General features: G+C 65.4%; 16 protein-coding genes. 10 read left to right on the forward strand and 6 right to left on the reverse strand.

Annotation, left to right across the window (positions count from 1 at the left end; translation table 11 throughout):
- Positions 1 to 99: 99 nt before the first annotated feature.
- From C8J44_RS15245 to C8J44_RS15255, 3 genes are all read right to left on the reverse strand, one after another.
- Positions 100 to 2,538, reverse strand: a complete 2,439-nt coding sequence (locus C8J44_RS15245; RefSeq protein WP_121905492.1) for a circularly permuted type 2 ATP-grasp protein — start codon at positions 2,536 to 2,538, stop codon at positions 100 to 102.
- Positions 2,539 to 2,860: 322 nt separating this feature from the next.
- Positions 2,861 to 5,392, reverse strand: coding sequence for a DNA ligase D (gene ligD / locus C8J44_RS15250; protein ID WP_121905173.1), 2,532 nt, complete (start codon positions 5,390 to 5,392; stop codon positions 2,861 to 2,863).
- Between the two features lie 192 nt (positions 5,393 to 5,584).
- Entirely contained in the window at positions 5,585 to 6,463 is an 879-nt protein-coding gene (locus C8J44_RS15255) for a Ku protein (protein WP_121905174.1), read from the reverse strand.
- Between the two features lie 109 nt (positions 6,464 to 6,572).
- Here C8J44_RS15255 and pdxH point away from each other — a divergent pair, with 109 nt between their 5' ends.
- From pdxH to C8J44_RS15270, 3 genes are read left to right on the forward strand one after another with little or no spacing between them, the layout of a single operon-like run.
- The gene (gene pdxH / locus C8J44_RS15260) at positions 6,573 to 7,151 is read left to right on the forward strand and encodes a pyridoxamine 5'-phosphate oxidase (RefSeq protein WP_121905175.1); all 579 of its coding nucleotides are present in this window, start codon (positions 6,573 to 6,575) and stop codon (positions 7,149 to 7,151) included.
- Complete coding sequence (locus tag C8J44_RS15265; RefSeq protein ID WP_056055013.1) at positions 7,148 to 8,095, forward strand: cation diffusion facilitator family transporter; 948 nt, start codon at positions 7,148 to 7,150, stop codon at positions 8,093 to 8,095. The genes pdxH and C8J44_RS15265 overlap by 4 nt, the downstream gene beginning before the upstream one ends.
- Positions 8,096 to 8,134: 39 nt before the next feature.
- Positions 8,135 to 8,926, forward strand: a complete 792-nt coding sequence (locus tag C8J44_RS15270) for a PhzF family phenazine biosynthesis protein (RefSeq protein WP_121905176.1) — start codon at positions 8,135 to 8,137, stop codon at positions 8,924 to 8,926.
- Between the two features lie 107 nt (positions 8,927 to 9,033).
- Here C8J44_RS15270 and C8J44_RS15275 read toward each other — a convergent pair whose 3' ends face one another.
- Positions 9,034 to 9,282 carry a UvrB/UvrC motif-containing protein gene (locus C8J44_RS15275; protein ID WP_121905177.1) on the reverse strand — a complete coding sequence of 83 codons (249 nt, stop codon included), beginning with the start codon at positions 9,280 to 9,282 and terminating at the stop codon, positions 9,034 to 9,036.
- Positions 9,283 to 9,318: 36 nt separating this feature from the next.
- Positions 9,319 to 10,428, reverse strand: a complete 1,110-nt coding sequence (gene mnmA, locus C8J44_RS15280) for a tRNA 2-thiouridine(34) synthase MnmA (protein ID WP_121905493.1) — start codon at positions 10,426 to 10,428, stop codon at positions 9,319 to 9,321.
- 183 nt (positions 10,429 to 10,611) lie between these two features.
- Here mnmA and C8J44_RS15285 point away from each other — a divergent pair, with 183 nt between their 5' ends.
- The 3 genes from C8J44_RS15285 (at position 10,612) to C8J44_RS15295 (ending at position 11,605) form a co-directional block, all read left to right on the forward strand.
- On the forward strand, positions 10,612 to 10,851 hold the full coding sequence (locus C8J44_RS15285) for a hypothetical protein (protein WP_231420839.1): 240 nt from the start codon (positions 10,612 to 10,614) through the stop codon (positions 10,849 to 10,851).
- Between the two features lie 103 nt (positions 10,852 to 10,954).
- Positions 10,955 to 11,254 carry a DUF1153 domain-containing protein gene (locus tag C8J44_RS15290; protein WP_056055024.1) on the forward strand — a complete coding sequence of 100 codons (300 nt, stop codon included), beginning with the start codon at positions 10,955 to 10,957 and terminating at the stop codon, positions 11,252 to 11,254.
- A 93-nt stretch (positions 11,255 to 11,347) separates the two neighbouring features.
- Entirely contained in the window at positions 11,348 to 11,605 is a 258-nt protein-coding gene (locus C8J44_RS15295) for a GlsB/YeaQ/YmgE family stress response membrane protein (RefSeq protein ID WP_056055026.1), read from the forward strand.
- A 125-nt stretch (positions 11,606 to 11,730) separates the two neighbouring features.
- Here the strand turns inward: C8J44_RS15295 and C8J44_RS15300 are convergent, their stop codons facing one another.
- On the reverse strand, positions 11,731 to 12,477 hold the full coding sequence (locus tag C8J44_RS15300) for an SIMPL domain-containing protein (protein ID WP_121905178.1): 747 nt from the start codon (positions 12,475 to 12,477) through the stop codon (positions 11,731 to 11,733).
- Between the two features lie 244 nt (positions 12,478 to 12,721).
- Between C8J44_RS15300 and C8J44_RS15305 the strand changes: the two genes are divergently transcribed.
- The 4 genes from C8J44_RS15305 (at position 12,722) to C8J44_RS15320 (ending at position 21,239) form a co-directional block, all read left to right on the forward strand.
- Positions 12,722 to 13,912 (forward strand): efflux RND transporter periplasmic adaptor subunit, encoded by a 1,191-nt coding sequence (locus tag C8J44_RS15305; RefSeq protein ID WP_060527282.1) that lies wholly within the window; start codon positions 12,722 to 12,724, stop codon positions 13,910 to 13,912.
- Between the two features lie 4 nt (positions 13,913 to 13,916).
- The gene (locus C8J44_RS15310; RefSeq protein ID WP_121905179.1) at positions 13,917 to 17,174 is read left to right on the forward strand and encodes an efflux RND transporter permease subunit; all 3,258 of its coding nucleotides are present in this window, start codon (positions 13,917 to 13,919) and stop codon (positions 17,172 to 17,174) included.
- A gap of 177 nt (positions 17,175 to 17,351) precedes the next feature.
- Positions 17,352 to 18,620: a DUF445 domain-containing protein gene (locus C8J44_RS15315; RefSeq protein WP_259466891.1), complete on the forward strand. Its 1,269-nt coding sequence runs from the start codon at positions 17,352 to 17,354 to the stop codon at positions 18,618 to 18,620.
- Between the two features lie 411 nt (positions 18,621 to 19,031).
- Positions 19,032 to 21,239 carry a P-loop NTPase fold protein gene (locus tag C8J44_RS15320; protein ID WP_121905180.1) on the forward strand — a complete coding sequence of 736 codons (2,208 nt, stop codon included), beginning with the start codon at positions 19,032 to 19,034 and terminating at the stop codon, positions 21,237 to 21,239.
- The last annotated feature ends 88 nt before the right edge of the window (positions 21,240 to 21,327 follow it).

Here is a 21,327-nt window from a genome sequence, read left to right on the forward strand (position 1 = left end):
GGGGGGCGCCACGAACGGTGCGCTGGTGGAGAGCCCCCTCCACCATGCGCTGCATGGTCCCCCTCCCCGTACCGGGGAGGATTTGCACGGTCACGCCCCTCACGCCAACGTCAGCCCGCTAGTCCGCAACGGCTCAGCACCCTGCAGGAAATACCGCCGCGCCAGCGCATCCGACACCGCGCCAAGCCGCCGCTCGATATCCCCCAAGGTCTCCGCGTCTAGCTCCGCCGCCGTTGCGGTCATCACGATCGCCTGCAACCCGGTCGCTTGCGCCTGTTGCGGCTCCGCCATCTCGTCGTCGCTCAGTACCGGCAACTCCGCCAACCGCGCCGCGATCCGCTCTGCCGAAAAGGCGAGACTGCGCGGATTGCCCGGATCGAGCGCCACCAGGTCCATCACCGGCACCCGCGCGATCCCGGTCGGATAGCGCTGGCGATAACTGATCTGGCTGTCGGCAAGGTCGAGCAGCACCGACAGATCGTCCGGCGACGCGCCCGGCATCCCGAACAACCGGATCGCGCGCGCCATCGCCATCGCCCGCTCGATCCGCCGCCCGAGATCGTGAAAGCGCCACGCCGCCGTCCGCCCCATATGCTCCGCCGACAGCCCGGCGATCGCCGCATAGCGCCGTTGCAGCGAGCCGGCCCGCTCCAGCATGCCACGGTGGGTGGGGAAGGGCGCCTCGAGCAGCCGCACCATGTCCGCCGACAAGCGATCGCGCGAGCCTTCGCCGATCTCACGCGCGTGGCGGTTGAGCGTCAGGATCGACTGCCAGCGCTCGTCCTCCATTGCGGTCCGGGCGAGCGCGGTCAGATCGGCGCGGCGGAGCGACGGCGGGTGCGGCGCGCTGCCCGCCCCGACGATCAGCCCGACCAGCTTGCCGACCGTAGTCGGCGACAAGACTGCACCCCCGTCGACGTCGATCGAATTGCCGAGCATCACGCGGATCGCGCCGAGCAGCGCTTCGCCGCGCTCCAGATACCGCCCGAGCCAGTAGAAATTGTCCGCCACCCGGCTCGGCAACGTCCCCGGATTGCGCCGCACCTGGAGCGAGTCCGCGGCGGTCAGCAACGACACGGGCGCGACCGGCTCGGCACCATAGATGCAGACGTCGGCGGACCAGATGCCTTCGCCCATGACGGCCGCCCGCGCGTCGGGATGCTCGCCGATCCGCGCGAACCCGCCGGGGAGGACGGTCCATTCGCCATCGCCGTTACGCGCCGCGAAGACGCGCAGGGTGAAGGGGCGGGGGACCAGCGCATCGCCGACCACGACCGGCATCGTCGAGAGCTGGACCAACTCCTGCCCGACATAATCCTGCGGCCGGTTCGCCATGTCGGCGAGCAGACGCCCCCTGTCTCCGCCGGTGATGTCGGCGCCTGTGGTCGGTGCACCGGTCATGCCGAGAGGCCGCGCGTGGAACGCCGGACCGATCAGCAGACGGTCGAAATTGGCTTCGACCTGCGCGCGCGCGCCGTCCTGCCCGCACCACCACGTCGCGATGTTGGGGAGCAGCAGCTCCTCTCCAAGCAGCGACTTCGCGAGTTGCGGCAGGAACGCCGAGAACGCAGGCGCTTCCAGCACGGCCGAGCCCGGCGCGTTCGACAGCACGACGTTGCCCGCCGCGTAGGCGTCGATCAGCCCTGGCACGCCGATCTGCGAATGCGTGTCGAACGCCAGCGGATCGAGCAGCCGCGGGTCGAGCCGCCGCCACAGCGCATCGATCCGCTTGAGCCCACCGATCGTGCGGACATAGACCTTGTCCTCGAGCGCGGCGAGATCGGCGCCCTCGACCAGCAGCAGCCCGAGATAGCGCGCGAGATGCGCCTGTTCGGGATAACTCGGGTTGAACCGGCCGGGCGTCAGCAGCCCGATCCGCGGGTCGGTCCGCTTGCACATCGCCGCGATCCCGGCGCGGAAGGCTGCAAAGAACGGCGCATGTCGCTGGACGTTGAGCCGGTCCTGCAATCCGCCGAGCGTGCGGCTGACGGCGATCCGGTTCTCCAGCGCATAGCCAGCGCCGGCGGGTGCGCGGAGGTGATCGGCGAGCACGCGCCATTCGCCGGTCGGCCCGCGACCGAGATCGATCGCGATGAAATCGAGATGCCGGCCGCCGGGCGGGTCTAGCCCGACCATCGGTCGCAGGAAGAACGGACTGCCGGTGACAAGCGCGGCGGGGATTTGGCCGTCCGCGACCAGTTTGCCCTCGCCGTAGAGGTCGGCGATCACTGTCTCCATCAACGTCGCGCGCTGGATCACGCCGCGCTCGATGCCCGCCCATTCGCCGGCCTCGATCAGCAGCGGGACGGGCGAGACGGGCCAGGGGCGCTCATCGGGTTCGTCGGCGATGCGGAAGCCGGTGCCGATGTCGACCGCATGCCGCTGGACGCGCTCGCGGATATGGCCGAGGTCGTCCGAGGCGACCATCGCCAGCTCGGCAAACATCGCTGCCCAGGCCGGGTCGGCATTCTTGCAGAGCACGTCGGCGCCAGTGGTGCGCGCGCAATAGTCGGCGATCCAGCGCTCGGCATGGATCATCGCGTCGAAAAGGGGCGCGGTGTGCGTCGCCGTGTCCAATGCCTCAAGCCCCCGAATACAGGCGGCGGTGTTTCACCTTTCAACGCGGCGGTGCAACATAAATTGTTACGGGGGCCGCGCGTTACTCCTGTTCCCTCGCGAAGGCGGGGGAGCAGTAAGGGGGCGAGCTGTCGCCTCCACGAACCACCACCCCGGCGGAGGCCGGGGCCCAATTGGGGGACGGCGCTAATGACGGGCATCGCGCCGTTACCGCCACCTTCCCAATTGGGCCCCGGCCTTCGCCGGGGTGGTTACGGTTGTGATTGTGGGGAGGGGGAATGGCTCACAAATCCGGCAGCACCTGATTCGCCACACCCCAACCCGCCAGCGCCCGCGACTCAGCCCGCGCGATCAATTCCGCCCCATCCTTCACACCCCACCGCGCGGCCATCTCGATATCCCGCAACTCGGTCCAAGACACCGGTGCCGCCACCGGCGCGCCCGCTCTCGCCCGCGCCGAATACGGCATCACCGCGGTCGCCCCGCGCTGGTTCCGCAGCCAGTCGATGAAGATTCGCCCCTTGCGCTTGGCCTTCGCCATCGTCGCGACGAAGCGGTCGGGATCTGCGCCCGCCATCGCCCGCGCGAAGCGATCCGCGAAGTCCTTCACCGCAGGCCATTCCGCCTCCGGGGTCAGCGGCACGACCACGTGCACGCCCTTGCCGCCCGAGAGCATCGGGAAGCTGACCAGCCCCAGTTCGGCCAACTGGTTCTTCAGATGCTCCGCCGCCTTCTTCGTGTCGCCGAAATCGAGCCCCTCGTCTGGGTCGAGATCGAATATCAGTCGGTTGGGCTTCTCCAAGGTCGCGTTCGACGACCCCCAGCCGTGGAACTCGATCGTCCCCATCTGCACGCACGCGACCAGCCCGTCCGCATCGTCGACATACAGATAGTCCTCGGTCGAGCCGTCCTTCTCGCGGATCGGCACTTTGTGGACCGCGTCGCCGAAGCTCCCCGCGTCATGTTTCTGGAAGAAGCACGCGCGCGATCGACCTTGCGGACACCGCACGAGGCTGATCGGGCGGTTGCCCGCGACCGGCAGCATGATCCCCGAGACCGCGACGTAATAGTCCGCGAGATCGCCCTTGGTGACGTCCGACTTGTCGAAGATCACGCGGTCCCGGCTGCTGACCTTGATACTGGTTGCCGGCGCGGCGCTGTCCTCCACATCGGGCAATGGCGCGGGCGTCTCGGCGACGACGTCCTTCGCCGCCTTGTCCTCGCGGAGGCCGATGAAGCTCGAATGCCGCAGCACACCGTCGGGCGTGACTTCGGCGAACGCGACCTCCGCGACCAGTTTCGGCGTCACCCATTTCGCGCCGCGGACCGCTGCCTTTGGCGCCTCGACCGTTGGCGTCTTGCGATCGAGCGCGACGAGCTTGTCGCGAATCTCGTCCATCAGCGCCTGGTCGAAACCGGTGCCGACTTTCCCGGCGTACCGATAGCCCTTGCCCTCGTGGACGCCGAGCAACAGCGACTTGAACCCGCGTTTTTTGTCGGACGGCAGCCAGCCGACGATCACGAATTCCTGGCGGTGCGTGCATTTGACCTTGAGCCACGCCTTGGTCCGCTTGCCGGCATAGGGCGCGTCGGCGCGTTTCGAGACGATGCCTTCGAGGCCCTCGCGGCACATCGTCTCGAACAATTGCTCGCCCGCGCCGATCACGTGGTCGGAGTAGCGGAGGCGGTCCTCGTCCTCGGGGATGAGCGGTTGCAGCCGCGCCTTGCGGTCGAGGTTGGACAGGCCGGTCAGGTCTTCGCCGTCGAGTGCGAGCAGGTCGAACGCGAACAACGTCATGTCGCCGCCGGCGGAGATCGCGTCCTTCAGCGTCGAGAAATCGGGGTGGCCGTCCTTGAACGCGACGATCTCCCCGTCGATCAGCGCGGATTTTACGGGGAGCTGCGCGGCGGCGTCGGCGATCGCGGCGAACTTGTCGGTCCAGTCGAGGCCGGTGCGGGTGAAGACCTTCGCCTTGCCGTTGGCGACGGAGATCAACGCGCGGTAGCCGTCGTATTTTACTTCGTGGAGCCAGGCGGAGCCGGTCGGGACGGCGTCGACGAGGGTGCAGAGTTGGAGGTCCTGAAAATCCTCCCCGGCACGGGGAGGGGGACCGCCGCGACCTTTCGCGGTGGTGGAGGGGGGCTTGCCCCGAACGTTTCCCGTATTTCGAGCGGTACTCTTGCGGGCCGCCCCCTCCACCAGCTTCGCTGGTCCCCCTCCCCGTGCCGGGGAGGATTTGCCCTCCTCTACCTCGATCATCGTGCGGCCGGTCGAGACGCTGGTCAGCGCTTCTTCGACCAGCGTGTCGGTGCCGCCCGCCGCGGCATCGTCGATCTTGCGGAGGAGCCAGTTCTCGCGCTTTTCCTTCGCGCGGGGCTTCAGGCGGATGAGCAGCCATTCGCCCTTCATCCGCTCGCCATCGAGGACGAAGTGGAGGTGGCCCTTGTCGAGGTCCTTGGCGGACTTGCCCTTGATCGGCGACCAGGTCCCACGGTCCCACAGCATCACCGTGCCGCCGCCATATTCGCCGGCGGGGATCGTGCCTTCGAAGGTGGCGTAGCTGAGCGGATGGTCCTCGGTGCGGACGGCGAGGCGCTTCTCATTGGGGTCGAGGCTGGGGCCGCGCGTGACCGCCCAGCTTTTGAGGACGCCGTCGATTTCCAGGCGAAAATCCCAGTGGAGGCGGGTGGCGTCGTGCTTCTGGACCATGAAGCTGTTGCCGTTGCCGGGGGCCAGCGTGCCCGCGGGCTCGGCGGTTTTGGTGAAGTTCCGCTTGGAATTGTAGAGGGCTAGGGGATCCGGGGGCGTGGCCATCAATAGCGTCCCGTCTTCGTCATCCCGGCGAAAGCCGGGACCTCGCGCGGCGAGGGGGCGGGCTGCAACCGGGAGATCCCAGCTTTCGCTGGGATGACGGGGTGGAGCATCGAGAGGTCAGCAAGTTTGTGCTCCCGCGAAGGCGGGAGCCCAGTCTGGCCCCCCGCCTTCGCGGGGGAACAAGGGAGGGGGTTACGCACGTTTCTTCGCGGGAGCTTTGGCCGCCGTTTTTGCCGGCGCCCGCTTGGCGGGGGCCTTCTTCGCCGGCGCCTTCTCCGCACCCCCGCTCTTCTCCATCGACTTCTTCAACGCCGCCATCAGGTCGACCACGTTCGAGCCGGTCTTCCCGCCGGTATCCTTGTCCTCGATGATCTTCTTCCCGTTCGCCTTGCGCTTGCGTTCGATCAGGTCCTTCAGTGCATCGACATAGCGATCGTGGAACTCCTGCGGGTGAAAGTCGCCGCTGCGCTTCCCGATCAGCGCCTCGGCCAGTTCCAGCAATTCCTCGGACGGCTTGTCATCGGGAATATCCCGGAAATAGCCCTGAGCCTTGTGCACCTCGTCGGCGTAGCGCAGCGTCTCCAGCACCATCCCGCGCCCGCACGGTTTCAGGCTCACGACATATTCGCGCCCGCGCATCGCAAGCTGGCCGAGCCCGACCTTCTTGGTCCGCTTCAACGCCTCGCGCAAAACGATGAAAGCCTCCTCCGCGAGGTCGTCCGCGGGCACCACGAAATACGGCTTTTCGTAATAGAGCACGTCGATCTCGCTCGCATCGACGAACTGCGTGAGCTCCAGCGTCTTCTTCGACTCGAGTTTCACCGCATCGATTTCGTCCTGCTCCAGCAGGACGTATTCGCCCTTCGAGACCTCATAGCCCTTCATGATCTCGTCGGCGTCGACCGGGCCGACGCCGGTGACGACCTTGTCGTAATGGATCGGCTGGCCCGACGGCTCGTGAATCTGCTTGAACGACACCGCCGCGCCGGACTTCGTCGCGGAATAGATCTCGACCGGGATCGAGACGAGGGCGAGACGGATCTGCCCCTGCCAATACGCGCGCGCTGCCACCCTGGATGTTCCTTCGTTGCGGAAACGATTCGATTACCTGGGTCAATCATCGGCACGGTAGAGTCGTTCCAAAGTTTCGTTCCGCGCCAAATCCCGCTAAGGCGCGCGCATGTCAGACGATCCCTTCACGCTGTTCGACAGCTGGTACGCCGAAGCCAAGCAGTCCGAGCCGAACGACCCGAATGCGGTCGCGCTCGCAACCGCCGATGCCGAGGGGCGGCCGTCGGTGCGCATGGTGCTGTTGAAGGGTCACGGCCCGGACGGTTTCGTGATCTACACCAACCGCGAAAGCCGCAAGGCGGGCGAGCTGGCGGCGAATCCGCAGGGCGCGCTGCTGTTCCACTGGAAGTCGCTGCGCCGTCAGATCCGCATCGAGGGTCCGGTGACGCTTGCGACCGACGCCGAATCGGACGCCTATTTCGCCTCGCGCGGTCGTGATTCGCAGCTTGGCGCCTGGGCGTCGGAGCAGTCCCGGCCGCTCGACAGTCGCGAGGCGTTCGAGCAGCGCTTTGCGGAAATGACCGCGAAGTTCGAAGGCCAGGACGTGCCAAGGCCGCCGCATTGGGGAGGCTACCGCGTGACGCCAACGCGGATCGAGTTCTGGCAGGACCGCGCGCATCGTCTCCACGAACGGCGGCTGTTCGTGCGCGAAGACGGCAACTGGAGCGAAGGGCTGTTGTTCCCATGACGCAGGACGAACGGCGCAGGGTCATACCTCTCGCAACCCGCGCGGCGCTCGCCAGCGTCGCGATGGCGTGTTTCCTGCTGCTGCTGAAGGGCTTTGCGGCGTGGTCGACGGGTTCGGTGGCGATGCTCGGCTCGCTCGCCGATACCGCGCTCGACCTGCTCGCGTCGCTGGTCACGCTGTACGGCGTGCGGCTCGCGGCGACGCCGGCGGATCACGACCACCGCTTCGGCCACGGCAAGGCGGAGGCTCTCGCCGCGCTGTTCCAGGTCATGCTGATCACCGCGTCGGCGGTCGGCATCGCGTGGCGCGCGATCCTTGCGTTCGGCGATCCGCAGCCGACCACCGGGGCCGATTTCGGCATCGGCGTGTCGGTGATCGCGATCGTCGCCACGGTGTTCCTGCTCTCCTATCAACGCCGCATCATCCGCCAGACGGGTTCGGTCGCAATCCTCGCGGATAACGTCCATTACCAGTCGGACGTGCTGCTCAACGGCTCGGTGATCGTCGCGCTGGTGCTCGATCAATATGTCGGGTGGAGCGGCGCGGATCCGATCTTCGGCATCGTCATCGCTTTGTGGCTCGCCTGGGGCGCGTTCCAGGCGTCGTCGAACGCGATCGACCAGTTGATGGACAAGGAATGGCCCGAGGATCTGCGCACGCAGTTCCTCGACGTCGCCGCGCGCCAGCCCGGCATCCGCGGAATCCACGATTTCCGCACGCGACGCTCGGGCAGCCACGACTTCGCGCAGTTCCACATGGAGGTCGCGCGCGACCTGACCGTGGAACACGCGCACGACATCGTCGAAGCGGTCGAGCGTAACCTGCGCACCGCCTTCCCCAAGGTAGAGGTGTTGATCCACCTCGATCCGGAAGGGCATGTCGACACCGACAATCCGCTGGTCGAGGCGGACGTGACGCCGCATTGGTTCGGCAAGCGGGTATAGTCCGCTCGAAATTCGGCAAACGCGTTTGAGGATTCAATCATGAGAATACCGTTCGCGCAGATCGATGCGTTTTCCGACACGCCGTTCGGGGGCAATCAGGCGGCGGTGATGCCGCTGTCGGCCTGGCTCGACGACGCCGTGCTGCTGAACATCGCGCAGGAGAACAACCTGAGCGAGACCGCGTTCATCGTCGCCTCGGATGACGACGGCGTCGATTTCGACCTGCGCTGGTTCACGCCGGGTGCGGAAGTCGCGCTCTGCGGTCATGCGACGCTGGCGAGCGGGCATTTCGTGCTGTCGTCGGATACCGCGCTCGACCGGGTGCGGTTCCGGACGCGGCAGGCGGGGATGCTCGAGGTCGCTCGGGCGGACAGCGGCTACACGCTCAAGTTGCCGGCATGGGGACCGAGCCCGAAGGCGATCCCGGAGATCGTCGCGGCGTTGAACGTCGCCGAGCCCGTCGAAACCCTGTGGCACGACAAGGGCTATGCGCTCGTGATCGTCGACGACGAGGCCGTCGTGCGCGACCTGAAGCCGGACTATGCGGCGCTGGCGAAGTTCCCGATCGTCGCGATCGTCGCGGCGCGGGGCGAGGCGACCGACATCGTCAGTCGCGTCTTCACGCCCTATTACGCGATCAACGAGGATCCGGTGACGGGTGCGGCGCACGCGGTGATGGTGCCGTATTGGGCGCCCACTTTGGGGAACAGCTTCACCGCGTATCAGGCGAGCGCGCGTGGCGGGAAGTTGACGTGTCGGCTTGAGGGCGACCGCGTGGTGCTCGGCGGATCATGCGTGACGACGATCGAAGGCACGTTCTTGCTGCCGTAAACGCAGCTAAAATACCTCCGTCATCCTGACGAAAGTCAGGATCCAGAGCCACGAACGTCATCGTTTGATATCCTGGATCCTGACTTTCGTCAGGATGACGGGGTGCCTTACCGCTTCCGCCCCTTCGTCATCGGATCGGGCTTCTTCGGTTTCACCCAGCCCGGCGGCGGCGTCATCCGCTGCTGGCTCGTCCCAAGCCCCATCGCGCCGGGCTGTTGCCGCGTCAGGCCCGCGGTGTCCGCAACGTCGCCGCCCCCGCGTAACACGCTGATCTGATCGCGCAGGCGACCCGCGGTCTCGAAATCCATCGCCGCGGCGGCGGCTTCCATCTGGCGGCGTAGATCTTCGATATCCATACCGCCCCAACGCACCAAACCCGCAAAGGGCACGCGTCAGGCGGCTACGAGTGCCGCTTCGGTGTCCGCGATCCAGCCGCCGCCGAGCACGCGCTCGCCTGCATACAACACAGCAGCCTGCCCCGGCGCGACGCCGTATTCCGGCGCATCGAACACCACGCGGTCGCCGACCAGACGGGCAGGGACGGGCTTCGCCATCGACCGTACCTTGGCCGTCAGCGGCCCGGTGAAATCGCCGCCCAACCAGTTGATGTCGGTCATCCGGGCAGCCTCGACCGCGAGCGCACGCCGCGGACCGACGACCACGCGCTTCGTGGCGGGCTCGACTCGCACCACATAGAGCGGCTCGGGACTGCCGCCGATCTCCAAACCGCGGCGCTGGCCGACGGTGAAGTGGATCAGCCCGCGATGCTCGCCGAGCTTCGCGCCGCCGAGATCGACGATATCCCCCGCGGTCTCCGCCGCTTCGGGCCGCAGCTTCTTCACCAGCCCGGCGTAATCGCCATCCGGCACGAAGCAGATGTCCTGGCTGTCCGGCTTGGCCGCGACGCCGAGCCCGAGTTCGGCTGCGATCTCGCGCACGCGCGCCTTGGGCAGCCCGCCCAAAGGAAAGCGGAGGTAATCCAGCTGGGTCTGCGTGGTCGCAAACAGGAAATAGCTCTGATCGCGCGCCGGATCGGCGCCGCGGTGGAGTTCAGCCCCGTGCGCGCCCTCGACTCGCCGGACATAATGCCCCGTGGCCAGGCAATCCGCGCCGAGATCGCGCGCGAGCTTCAGCAGGTCGGTGAACTTCGGCCCCATGTTGCACTGGACGCACGGGATCGGCGTGCGGCCCGCGAGGTATTCGTCGGCGAACTTGTCGACGACCTGCTCGCGGAAGCTGGTTTCGTGATCGAATACGTAATGCGCGATACCGAGTCGGTCGCACACCGCGCGGGCGTCGCGGATATCGCGGCCCGCGCAGCACGATCCCGCGCGGCCGACCGCCTCGCCGTGATCGTAGAGCTGCAACGTCACGCCGATCGTCTCGGCCCCGGTGGCGTGCGCGAGCGCGGCGACGACCGAGCTGTCGACGCCGCCCGACATCGCCACGACGATGCGCTTTCCGGCGGTGTCCCGCCCGAGCTGAAAATCGGTCTGATCCATCGCCATCACATAAGCGCGACGGCGTGCGGTTGCAAAAAGATGCGGCGATTGACGTGGATCAGGGTGAAGCGAATAGAAAACGCGACCAGCGATTGGAAAAAAGCGACAGGTTCACGAAGTCTTTCACGACGTTTTACGGTCCATTCACCCCCTTGCGCTACACCGGGCTTCCCAGACGTTGTCGTGAGTATCCCGTTGGACCTGAGTTTCTCCCGTTTCGATCGCGATGCCGAGCTTACCGTTCTTCCCGGTGAGCTCGCTGTCCTGATCGTCGGCATCGCCGCCCGCCAGGCGGCGAGTCCGACGGCGGCGGTGCAGGCGGGGTTCGTGCGAACGACCGTCGATGCGACGCTGTTCGCGCCGCTCCACGGGGCCTTCAACGGTCCGATGGCAAAGGCCTTAATCCGGTGGAAGGACGAATGAAGATGCTGTTTACTGCGGCGTTTCAGCCGATCTTCAAATCTAGCGACTATCTTTCGCGTGTGCGTATCGAGAGGGGGCCCCCCGCCCCGATCAGAGGTTTCAAATGATCGAGAACCAGAAAATCCGTCCCGGCAAGGTCATCGGGCCGCTTGGCGAGCAACTCACGCTGGACACGCTGCCGCCGCCCGGCACCACGCGCTGGGTGGTGCGGCGCAAGGCCGAGGTGGTCGCCGCGGTGAATGGCGGGCTGCTCAGCGTCGACGACGTCTGCGCCCGCTACGGCTTGACCGTCGAGGAGTTCGCCAGCTGGCAGCGCGCGATCGATCGCTCGGGGATGCCGGGCCTGCGCGTCACCCGCATCCAGCACTATAAATCGCTGTACGAGCGCCAGCAGAAGTATTGAGCGGCAAAACTCAAAACGCGGGCGGAACAAATATCGCCGCTCGCACGTCTTTCCGCCATCGCCCCGGCAACGGGATAAACGGAGGGAAATACAATGGGTCTCATTCTTTGGCTGATCATCGGCGGCGTCATCGGCTGGATCGCTAGCATGATCATGCGCACCGACGCGCAGCAGGGCATCCTGTTGAACATCGTCGTCGGCATCGTCGGCGCGTTCATCGGCGGCCTGATCCTGTCGGGTGGGTCGATCAACAGCGCACCGCTGACGCTGACCTCGTTCCTCGTGTCGCTGGTGGGTGCTGTCATCCTGCTCGCGATCGTGAACCTCGTCCGTCGCGGCAGCGTTCGCTAAGCTTCGCTCTCGTCACGCGAAACGAAGGGCCGTCCGGGCAACCGGGCGGCCCTTTTTTTCTTGCGCGGCGATGGTCGCCGGATCGGTCGCGATCCTCCCCCCCCCCGAGGGAGGATCGCAGACCTTTAGTTCAGCAGGAACCGCACCGACACCGTCACGGTCACGTCCTTCTCGCCGGGCGCGATCTGCGTGCTGTCCTTGGCCAGCGACGCGCGGGCCATCATGAACATCGGCTGCGCCGGGCCGCCCGCATCCTGGCCCGATTCGGCGATCGACACGATCCGCGACACCCGCAGCCCCGCCGCCTTGGCGTACAGATCGGCGCGGCGCTTGGCCTGCGCGATCGCATCGGTCCGCGCCTCGTCGAGCGCCGCGTCGGGCTTGTCGATCGACAGGTTCGGCCCGTCGATCTGGTTCGCGCCCTGCGCCACCAGCGCATCGAGGATCGTGCCCGACTTCGCCACGTCGCGGAAGCGGATCGAGACGGTGTTGGTCGCCTGGTAGCCGGTGATCACCGGCGGCTGGTTGTCCGCGTAGCGATACTGCGGCGAAAGCTGCACCGACGAGGTCGCGATATCGCGCGGCGCCACGCCGGCGCGCTTCAGCGCCGCGAGAACCTTCGCCATCCGCTGCGCATTGTCGGTCAGCGCCGCCGCGGCGGTCGACGATTGCGACACGACGCCTGCGCGAATCGTCGCGAGATCGGGCACGCGTGTCGTGCGGCCCTCGGCGGTCACGTCGAGTACGGTGCCCGCGGCCGGCACCATCGGCTCGACCGTGGTCGGCGCGGCCTGCGCGAGCGCGGCGCCTGGCAGGACAGCCCCCGGCACGGCGACGACGGCAAGGGCGGCAAAGAACGAGGCGGTCTTCATGATATCTCTCCCGGGTAACACTGGTGTGCGTGTCGCGCGGATCAGGTCAACGCAAGCTGAACGTCGCGCAAACTCTTCGCACCGCCAACTCTTCGCACCGCATTGCGAATAGATCGAATTCGAAGCATGTCTTCGTTCCATGCTCGTCGAAGGGCTTGAGCATGGTGACTTATTCAGATAACACAGCGTGCGAACGGCGAAGCGGGTCGAAACAAGACCGGTCGAAATGGGGATTGTGACGCGCATGAATTACGAGACGAAGATGGCGGGTCACCTCGGCGCCAGCGAGAGCGAAGAGCAGCTGGCCCTGCCGGATTACACCGCGCCATCGCATCGCCGTCGTAACATCATCATCGCAGTCCTCGTCGTGCTGGCGATCGTCGCCGCGGTGGTCGCATTCAAGTCGGGGAAGAAGGAGGCCGCCGCCGGCCCGGTGATCGAGCAGGTGCCGACCGTCTCGGTGGTCGTGCCCGGTCGCAAGATCGTCGACCGGACGATCTCCGCCACCGGTACGATCGCGGCGCGTCGCGAGATGCCGGTCGGGGTCGCGGGCGAGGGCGGGATGATCACGCGCGTGCTGGTCGAGCCGGGCCAGTGGGTCGCGGCGGGACAGGTGCTCGCGACGGTCGATCGCTCGGTCCAGACCGAGACCGCGGCGTCGCTGGCGGCGTCGGTCAACGTCGCGCGATCGGACGAGACGATCGCTCAGGCCGAACTCGATCGCGCGCAGCAGCTGGTCGATCGCGGGTTCATCTCGAAGGCCGACCTTCAGCGCAAGGCCGCGACGCGCGATGCCGCCGCCGCCCGCGTGAAAGTCGCGCAGGCGTCGCTCGGCGAAGCGCGCGCGCGCAACGGTCGGCTCGACATTCGGGCGCCCGCCGCCGGGTTGGTCCTGACCCGCGGCGTCGAATCGGGTCAGGTCGTCGGCGCCGGGACGGGCGTGCTGTTCCGCATGGCCGCGGCAGGCCAGATGGAGATGCGCGCGCAGTTGAGCGAATCCGATCTCGCCGGTCTGCATCCCGGTGCGCGCGCGACCGTCGTGCCCGTCGGCACGACCCAAGGTTTTCCGGGTGAAGTGTGGCAGGTGTCGCCGGTGATCGACCCGCAGAGCCGCCAGGGCATCGCGCGGATCGCGGTAAAATACGATCCCGCGCTGCGTCCTGGTGGTTTCGCGGCGGCGACGATCGTCGGCGGGGCGACCCAGGCGCCGCTGCTTCCCGATTCGGCGTTGCAGAGCGACGAGAAGGGCAGCTTCGTGTATATCGTCGGCGCCGACGACAAGGCGGTGCGCCGCGCGGTCAAGATCGGTCAGGTCTATGACGAAGGCGTGACAATTCTCAGCGGGCTCGACGGGTCCGAACGCGTTGTTTTGTCCGCCGGCGGATTCCTCGCCCCCGGACAAAAGGTGAAGCCGGTCACGAAGAAAGCGAGCTGATCGCATGAACTTCCGCAACATCTCGGCCTGGGCGATCCGCAACCCGGTGCCGCCGATCGTGCTGTTCCTGGCGCTGACGCTGGCCGGCATCGTCAGCTTCATGCGGATGGACGTGAACAACGATCCGGACATCGATTTCCCGATTGCGATCGTCGTCATCAGCCAGCCAGGCGCGGCGCCGACCGAACTCGAGACGCAGGTCACGCAGCGCGTCGAAGCCGCGGTGCGGTCGATCCAGGGGATCGACGAGATCACCTCGACCGTGACCGAAGGCCAGTCGCAGACCGTTGTCCAGCTCAGCATCGGCACGCCGATCGACCGCGCCGTCACCGACGTCCGCGATGCGATCGCGCAGATCCGCAGCAACCTGCCCGAGGGTATCCTCGAACCGCAGGTGTTCCGCGCGAACACCACCGACAACGATCTCGCGAGCTATTCGGTGATCGCCAAGGACATGACGGTCGAACAGCTCAGCTGGTACATCGACAATAACGTCGCCAAGGAACTGCTGTCGGTCCCCGGCATGGCCGCGGTCAACCGCAACGGCGGCGTCAGCCGCGAAATCCGCATCATCCTCGATCCGCTCAAGCTCCAGAGCCAGGGTCTGACCGCGAGCGAGGTGAATAATCAGATCCGCCAGGTCAATCTGAATGCAGCCGGCGGTCGCGCGGAAATCGCGGGTTCCGAGCAGTCGGTTCGCGTGCTTGGCAACGCCAAGGACGCGGTCGCGCTTGCCCAGACCCAGATCAGCGTCGGCAACGGTCGCACCGTGCGCCTCGCCGACATCGCGCAGGTCCGCGATCTCTATGCCGAACAGCGCAGCCGTGCGGCGATCGACGGTCGCCAGACGATCAGCTTCGATTTCCAGCGCTCGAAGGGCTCCTCGGACGTCACCGTCTTCAACGAGGCGGTGAAGAAGCTCGCGGCGATGGAAAAGCGCAACCCGAACGTGCATTTCGTGCTGCGCTCGAACAGCGTCAAATACACCGAAGAGCAATATGAGAGCGCGATCCACGCGATGATCGAGGGCGCGGTGCTCGCGGTGATCGTCGTGTTCCTGTTCCTACGCGACTGGCGCGCAACGGTGATCTCGTCGCTCGCGATTCCGCTGTCGGCGATCCCCGCCTTCTGGTTCATGGATCTGCTCGGCTTCAACCTCAATCAGATGACGCTGCTTGCGCTCAGTCTGGTCGCGGGCGTGCTGGTCGACGACGCGATCGTCGAGATCGAGAACATCGTCCGGCACATGCGGATGGGCAAGTCCGCCTATCAGGCGTCGATCGATGCTGCCGACGAGATCGGTCTCGCGGTGCTGGCGACGACGATGGCGATCGTCGCGGTGTTCCTGCCGGTCGGCCTGATGCCGGGTATCTCGGGACAGTTCTTCAAGAATTTCGGCCTCACGGTCGTCGCATCGGTGCTGATGAGCCTCGCGGTCGCGCGACTCGTGACACCGATGCTCGCTGCCTATTTCCTGAAGTCCGCCGGCCCCGCCACGCATGGCGAGGGTATGCTGATGGACGGCTATATGGCCACGCTCAAATGGACGCTGGAGACGGGCAGGGCAAAGGCATCCGCCGCTCGGGGTGGTTTCCGCCGCCTTACCAGCCGTGTCTTCGACCACCGGTTCTGGGTGCTCGGCCTCGGCGTGTTCGCGTTCCTGCTGACGATCGTCATGTTCGGCGTCCTGCCGATGACGTTCCAGCCGGCGCAGGACAGTGACACGTCGATGGCGGTGATCGACATGGTCCCGGGCACCACGCTCGCGCAGACCGAGGCCGTCGTCACGAAGGTCGCCGCGCTGATCGGATCGCAGCCCGACGTCCAGTCGGTCTATGCGCGCAGCGGCGCCAACGGCTCGGTCAATGCCGGCCGGGTCACCGCGACGCTCAAGGACGACCGCAAGATGAAGAGCACGGAGTTCGAGCGCAGCCTCGCGCCCCAGCTCGCGGCGATCCCCGATGCACGCGTCTCGTTCCGTTCACAGAATGGTTGGGGGGGCAGCACACGCGACATGAGCGTGACGCTCGGTGGTGACGATCCCAAGCTGCTCGACGAGACCGCGCAGAAGATCGTGACCGAGATGTCGCGCCTGCCGACGCTGGTCGCGCCGCGCGTTGCCGGTAACCTTCAGCGTCCCGAAATCGTCATCAAGCCGCGCTTCGACCTTGCCGCCAATCTCGGCGTGACGACGCAGGCGCTGTCGTCCGCGATCCGGATCGCGACGCTGGGCGACATCGACCAGAACTCGGCACGCTTCTCGCTGTCGGATCGTCAGATTCCGATCCGCGTCGCGCTCGATCAGGGTGCGCGCAGCGAGCTGTCGACGATCCAGAACCTGCCGGTGTCGACCGCGACGGGTGGGTCGGTGCCGCTCAACCTCGTGGCCGAGATCACGCTCGGCTCGGGCCCGACCAAGATCGACCGCGTCAATCAACAGCGTCAGCTGACGATCGGCGCCGATCTCGCCCCCGGTATCGTTTCGGGCGTCGCGCAGAAGCAGATCGACGCGCTGCCGACGATGATGAACCTGCCGACCGGCGTGAACAGGCTCGTGCTCGGCCAATCGAAGTTCCAGGCGGAGATGGTCAACAACTTCATCCTCGCGGTGATCGCGGGCACGTTCCTCGTGTTCGCGGTGCTGGTGCTGCTGTATCGCCGCGCGCTGCCGCCGTTCGTCAACATGGGGTCGCTGTTGCTGGCCCCGCTCGGCGGTCTGCTGGCGCTGTGGGCGACGGGTAATCCGGTGTCGATGCCGGTATTCATCGGCATCCTCATGCTGCTCGGCATCGTCGCCAAGAACTCGATCCTGCTGATCGACTTCGCGCTGGAGGAAATGAGCAAGGGCGTCGACGTCTGGACCGCGGTGGTCGACGCGGGCCACAAGCGCGCGCAGCCGATCGTGATGACCACGGTCGCGATGGTCGCAGGCATGATCCCGACCGCGCTGTCGCTCGGCGGCGACGGATCGTGGCGCGCGCCGATGGGCATCGTCGTGATCGGTGGCCTGATCCTGTCGACCATCCTGACGCTGTTGATCGTTCCCGCGGCGTTCAGCCTCGCGGTCGGGATCGAGCGGTATATCGGCCCACGCCTCGGCCGCAGCCTGCTGACCTATCGGCCCGGCGACGACGGCAGCGACGTGATCGGACTGGCGGGCCCGCACCCGTCGGGGCCGCCCTTGTCCGGGCCGCATTCGCCGGGACCGCGTCTCGGCCCGGCGACCCCCAAGCTCGGCGACGGCACGCAGCCGGCCGAGTGATGCGCACTCCGCGTTCGTGTTGAGCGAGGTCCAGCCAGCCCGTTTCGGCGTGGTGTTGAGACCCGGCCCGGCGCGAACGCGACTTGAACGGCTGGAAACGAGACGAACGGGGGGCATCGGAGCAGGATTGGTAAAGCCCGGCGTGAACTATCCCTGCGTTGGGGGATTGTTTCGGGCATGACGCTTTTCACCCGTACGCGCCCGATCGGCGAAGCCCCGCCGGCCGCTCTCGTTCGCATGCGGATCGTCGCCGGCGGCCTGCTGGTGGTCATGGCCGCGACGTTCTTCGTCAGCCGCGCACTGATCCCGGTGCACCCCGCGTTCGCGTTCGTCCGCGCGTTCGCCGAGGCGGCGATGGTCGGTGGCTTGGCCGACTGGTTCGCGGTGACCGCGCTGTTCCGCCATCCGCTCGGCCTGCCGATCCCGCACACCGCGATCGTCCCGCGCAATAAAGACCGCATCGGCGACACGCTCGCGCAGTTCCTCCGCGCGAACTTCCTGATCCCCGTCGTCATCGCCAGGCGAACCCGTCGCCTCGACGTGGCGGGCGCGATCGCCCGCTGGCTGACCGATCCGCCCGAGGGGGCAGGGGGGCGCTTTCGCCAGGGCGCGTCGAAGCTGGTCGCGCAGGTGCTCGAGGGTCTCGATCCGGCGCGGCTCGGCGGGATGGTCAAGGCGGGGATCGGCGCCCGCCTGCGCGCCACCGAGGTCTCGCCGATCCTCGGCCAGTTGCTCAAGGCCGCGATCGCCGAGCGTCGCCACGCGCCGTTGCTCGAAAGCGCGATCCGCTGGGCAGCGAAGACGCTGGCCGCGAACGACCACCTCGTTCGCGCGATGGTCCACGACAAGGCCGGGTCGATCCTGCGCTGGACCGGGCTCGACACCACCGTCGCGGACAAGCTCATCAGCGGCTTCGACAAGCTGCTCGCGGAGATGGCCGAGGATCCCGAGCATCCGTTGCGGCTGAAGGCGGAGGAGGGGCTCGATCGGCTCGCCTGGGACCTCCAATATGATCGCCGGATGCGCGAGCGTGTCGAGACGATGAAGAACGACCTGCTCGACAATCCGGCGATGCAACGCTGGCTCGACGGTCTGTGGGAGCAGGCACGCGGCGCGCTACTCGCGATCGCGCGCGATCCGGAGCGTGCGATGGCGGGCAAGCTCGGCGACATCCTGCGTCAATTAGGCGAGACATTACAGCACGATCCCCGCATGTCGCGGACCATCAACCGCTTCGTCCGCCGCGCCGCTGTCGGCGCCGCCGCAGACTACGGCGACAACATCGTCAAGCTGGTCTCGGAAACGGTCCGTAGCTGGGACGCCGACACGATCACCCGCCGCCTGGAAAACGCCGTCGGCCGCGACCTGCAATATATCCGCGTGAACGGCACGATCGTCGGCGGGCTCGTCGGGCTGGTGATCCACAGTGTCGATGTGCTGTTGTGATGGGGATGGTGCGGGATTGAGATAGCGCTGGATAGCAACATTTTCACCGATAGTTTGTGGCTGTATGATTATAGTAAGACTTGGAGAGGTTGGTTCCAAAACACATCGAGATGGGACGGCGTTTGCCGACATCGAATGTCCACGTTGGGAAGGATCGCGGCCTGGTCGCTTTCAAGCGGTTACCGGGGATGAGCAGATGCCTGTTCATGCGCGTCGGCCGCTCGCAAACTATATCTGAATGATTAGCAGGTAACGGCAAGCGCGTCAGCGACAGCGGTTGGCCGCATTTTGGTCAGATGAAAGGAGAATGCTGCGTGTACGTTGGGCGGTCACCCCGCCCGCCATACAAACCTTGCGCCCCTGTATTAGAAAGCATTGCCCATTCGCTGGCAGTCGACCACCATAACCCATATGACTAGTCATACTGATGCGACCACGATCCGCGGCGAGCGGGCACTTACGGTGGGTGAGAGCGACCGCTTAGGCTTTAGCGAAGTAGCCAAGCGTATTGCTACCGCGCTGGTCGATCACGCTTCGGATAGTGGCTTTGTAATTGGTCTCGATGGCCAATGGGGCTCAGGCAAATCAAGTTTGCTGGCCCTTATCGCTGCCGAGTTAGAGCAGCTACCCGAAGAATCAAAGCCCACCCTCATTCGTTTTCAACCTTGGCTGATCGGACATCGCGACGCGCTGCTAACAAACCTATTCAACCAACTCGTGGAGAACATCGCCAGCGTCGAGCTGGCCCGGGGCGATGCGACCAGCGAAACGAAGCGTCGCGCCCGTAAGATTGCCGAGAAAGCCCGCACATTTGCCATGTCGGTGAGTAAGGCGGGCGATCTGGTCAAGGCCGTGCCAATCGGCATCACGGCTCAAGTCAGCGGTGCGGTATTAAACGGGCTCGGCAAAATGCTTGGTAAGCCGGAGGCACTCGAAATCAATAAGCAGAAGTCGGCATTGATTGCCTCTTTGCGCGATCTCAAACATCGGTTTATTGTAACCGTGGACGACGTTGACCGTCTCGAACCAGCCGAGGTCGTCGAGGTGCTTCGCCTTGTCAGGTCAGTGGCCGACTTTCCCAACATCGTTTACCTGCTCTGCTACGATAGTGGCATTCTCGCAGAGAGTGTCCGGCGAGGCGCCGACGTCCCCGACGGCGCAGCCTTCTTGGAGAAGATCGTCCAGCTGACCGTCATGGTTCCGCAGCCAGAACCGTTCCAGTTACGGCAATGGTTTGGAGACGAGGTTCTTCGTATCACGGGCGGCTTACCTGACGTGCAACTGCGCCGGCTGCGCGCCGTGATTGATCACGAAGGGGGTAAACGTCTGCAAACGCCGCGGGCAGTTGTCCGAAGTCTCGATTCGTTGCGGTTCTTCTGGCCGGCGTTGCGGGAAGAAAAAGTTGACGTTGCCGACTTGGTGTGGCTGCTGCTTATTAAGGATCACGCGCCGAAGCTGTACCGATGGGTTGAGTCCTATCTTGCTACCGCCGCTGTGGTTTCGACGGGTATTGGCACGGTATCCGAGACGAGCAAGGCCATGGAGATAAAAACGTTAAAGGCTTTGGTAGGTGAGAACCACTTCGACGACCTCGCTTACCGTCATTCATTCGCCGAACAGCTTCCAGGCGTCGAGATCGACTATGCCAAGGATGGCAGCGGACTGAAACTATTCGAAAGTGTCAGCGACAATGATCAGAGCGCGGCAATCACCGGACGCAGATTAGCAAGCCCCGACCATTACCGATTGTATCTCGCTTTAATTGGACCGGGGCATGCGATCACACAACAGCAGCTCGCCGGCCTCTGGAGCGCGGCATCCGAAACACCGATTCGTACGGCTAAAGCGATTATTCCGCTAGGACAGCAGCCAATTTCGCCGGAATTGACAAAGGCTGACTTGTTTCTTGAGCGTTTACCCAATGTCGAGCCGGAGACGATAACCGAAACGCAGGCAACCAACCTGCTCATTGCTTTCAGCGATGTAATGGACATGTTCGACCGACCAGGGTCAGATCATGCATTCATGCTCTCAACGACATGGGACCGTGCCGAAAAGGCCGCGCAGATGCTTATCGATCAGATCGGCATAGAGACGCGGGAAGCATTGCTAAAGACGATCTTCGAAGACGGTAGAGCGCTTGGGTGGCTTACGCATCTACTCCGGCGGGAGACCTTTGCGCACGGCCGCTATGGCGACCAGCGGCGTCCAGAGCAGGACTGGATCCTCTCTGAAGAAGAATACGACAGAATCGCCGAAATCATGGTCGTCCGCTACCGGGCGCTCTCGATCTCCGACCTACTAGCCAAATCGCGGCCTCTGAATATGTTATTCGCTTGGGCGCAGGCAGGCGACCCAGACGGACCAAAGGGTTTGCTGACGCGTGGCGTGGAAAGCGATGAAGGCCTGATTTCCGTCCTTTGCGCTTTCATAACGGTGACGAGCAGCAGTGACCGTGGCAGCTACGAAGTTATAGCGCGTGATAACGTTAAATATTTTCTCGATTTTGACGCGCTTGTAGAGCGCGTTCGTCAGCTAAATCCAGATACTTGGTCCGGTCAGGATGCCGCTAATCTTAGGCGGGTGCAGGCTGCATTAAAGAATAGAAGAAGCTTCTAGGCAGTTAGAGCCGTCGTATTCGCTAATCTGCTAAGGTCCGATCCGCATCGGTACAGGCGCAGGCGTTGACGCCGACGTGGACGGGTGG

This window comes from Sphingomonas sp. PP-CE-3A-406, from assembly GCF_003688625.1.
Taxonomy (GTDB): Bacteria; Pseudomonadota; Alphaproteobacteria; order Sphingomonadales; family Sphingomonadaceae; genus Sphingomonas.

Excerpts from the sequence above, each read along its gene's own strand:
- C8J44_RS15300 (WP_121905178.1), bottom strand. The coding sequence starts at position 12,477 with ATGAAGACCGCCTCGTTCTTTGCCGCCCTTGCCGTCGTCGCCGTGCCG.
- C8J44_RS15315 (WP_259466891.1), top strand. The coding sequence starts at position 17,352 with ATGACGCTTTTCACCCGTACGCGCCCGATCGGCGAAGCCCCGCCGGCC.
- C8J44_RS15305 (WP_060527282.1), top strand. The coding sequence starts at position 12,722 with ATGAATTACGAGACGAAGATGGCGGGTCACCTCGGCGCCAGCGAGAGC.
- C8J44_RS15310 (WP_121905179.1), top strand. The coding sequence starts at position 13,917 with ATGAACTTCCGCAACATCTCGGCCTGGGCGATCCGCAACCCGGTGCCG.
- C8J44_RS15320 (WP_121905180.1), top strand. The coding sequence starts at position 19,032 with ATGACTAGTCATACTGATGCGACCACGATCCGCGGCGAGCGGGCACTT.
- C8J44_RS15275 (WP_121905177.1), bottom strand. The coding sequence starts at position 9,282 with ATGGATATCGAAGATCTACGCCGCCAGATGGAAGCCGCCGCCGCGGCG.
- mnmA (WP_121905493.1), bottom strand. The coding sequence starts at position 10,428 with ATGGATCAGACCGATTTTCAGCTCGGGCGGGACACCGCCGGAAAGCGC.
- C8J44_RS15265 (WP_056055013.1), top strand. The coding sequence starts at position 7,148 with ATGACGCAGGACGAACGGCGCAGGGTCATACCTCTCGCAACCCGCGCG.
- ligD (WP_121905173.1), bottom strand. The coding sequence starts at position 5,392 with ATGGCCACGCCCCCGGATCCCCTAGCCCTCTACAATTCCAAGCGGAAC.
- C8J44_RS15270 (WP_121905176.1), top strand. The coding sequence starts at position 8,135 with ATGAGAATACCGTTCGCGCAGATCGATGCGTTTTCCGACACGCCGTTC.
- C8J44_RS15290 (WP_056055024.1), top strand. The coding sequence starts at position 10,955 with ATGATCGAGAACCAGAAAATCCGTCCCGGCAAGGTCATCGGGCCGCTT.
- pdxH (WP_121905175.1), top strand. The coding sequence starts at position 6,573 with ATGTCAGACGATCCCTTCACGCTGTTCGACAGCTGGTACGCCGAAGCC.
- C8J44_RS15295 (WP_056055026.1), top strand. The coding sequence starts at position 11,348 with ATGGGTCTCATTCTTTGGCTGATCATCGGCGGCGTCATCGGCTGGATC.
- C8J44_RS15245 (WP_121905492.1), bottom strand. The coding sequence starts at position 2,538 with ATGATCCATGCCGAGCGCTGGATCGCCGACTATTGCGCGCGCACCACT.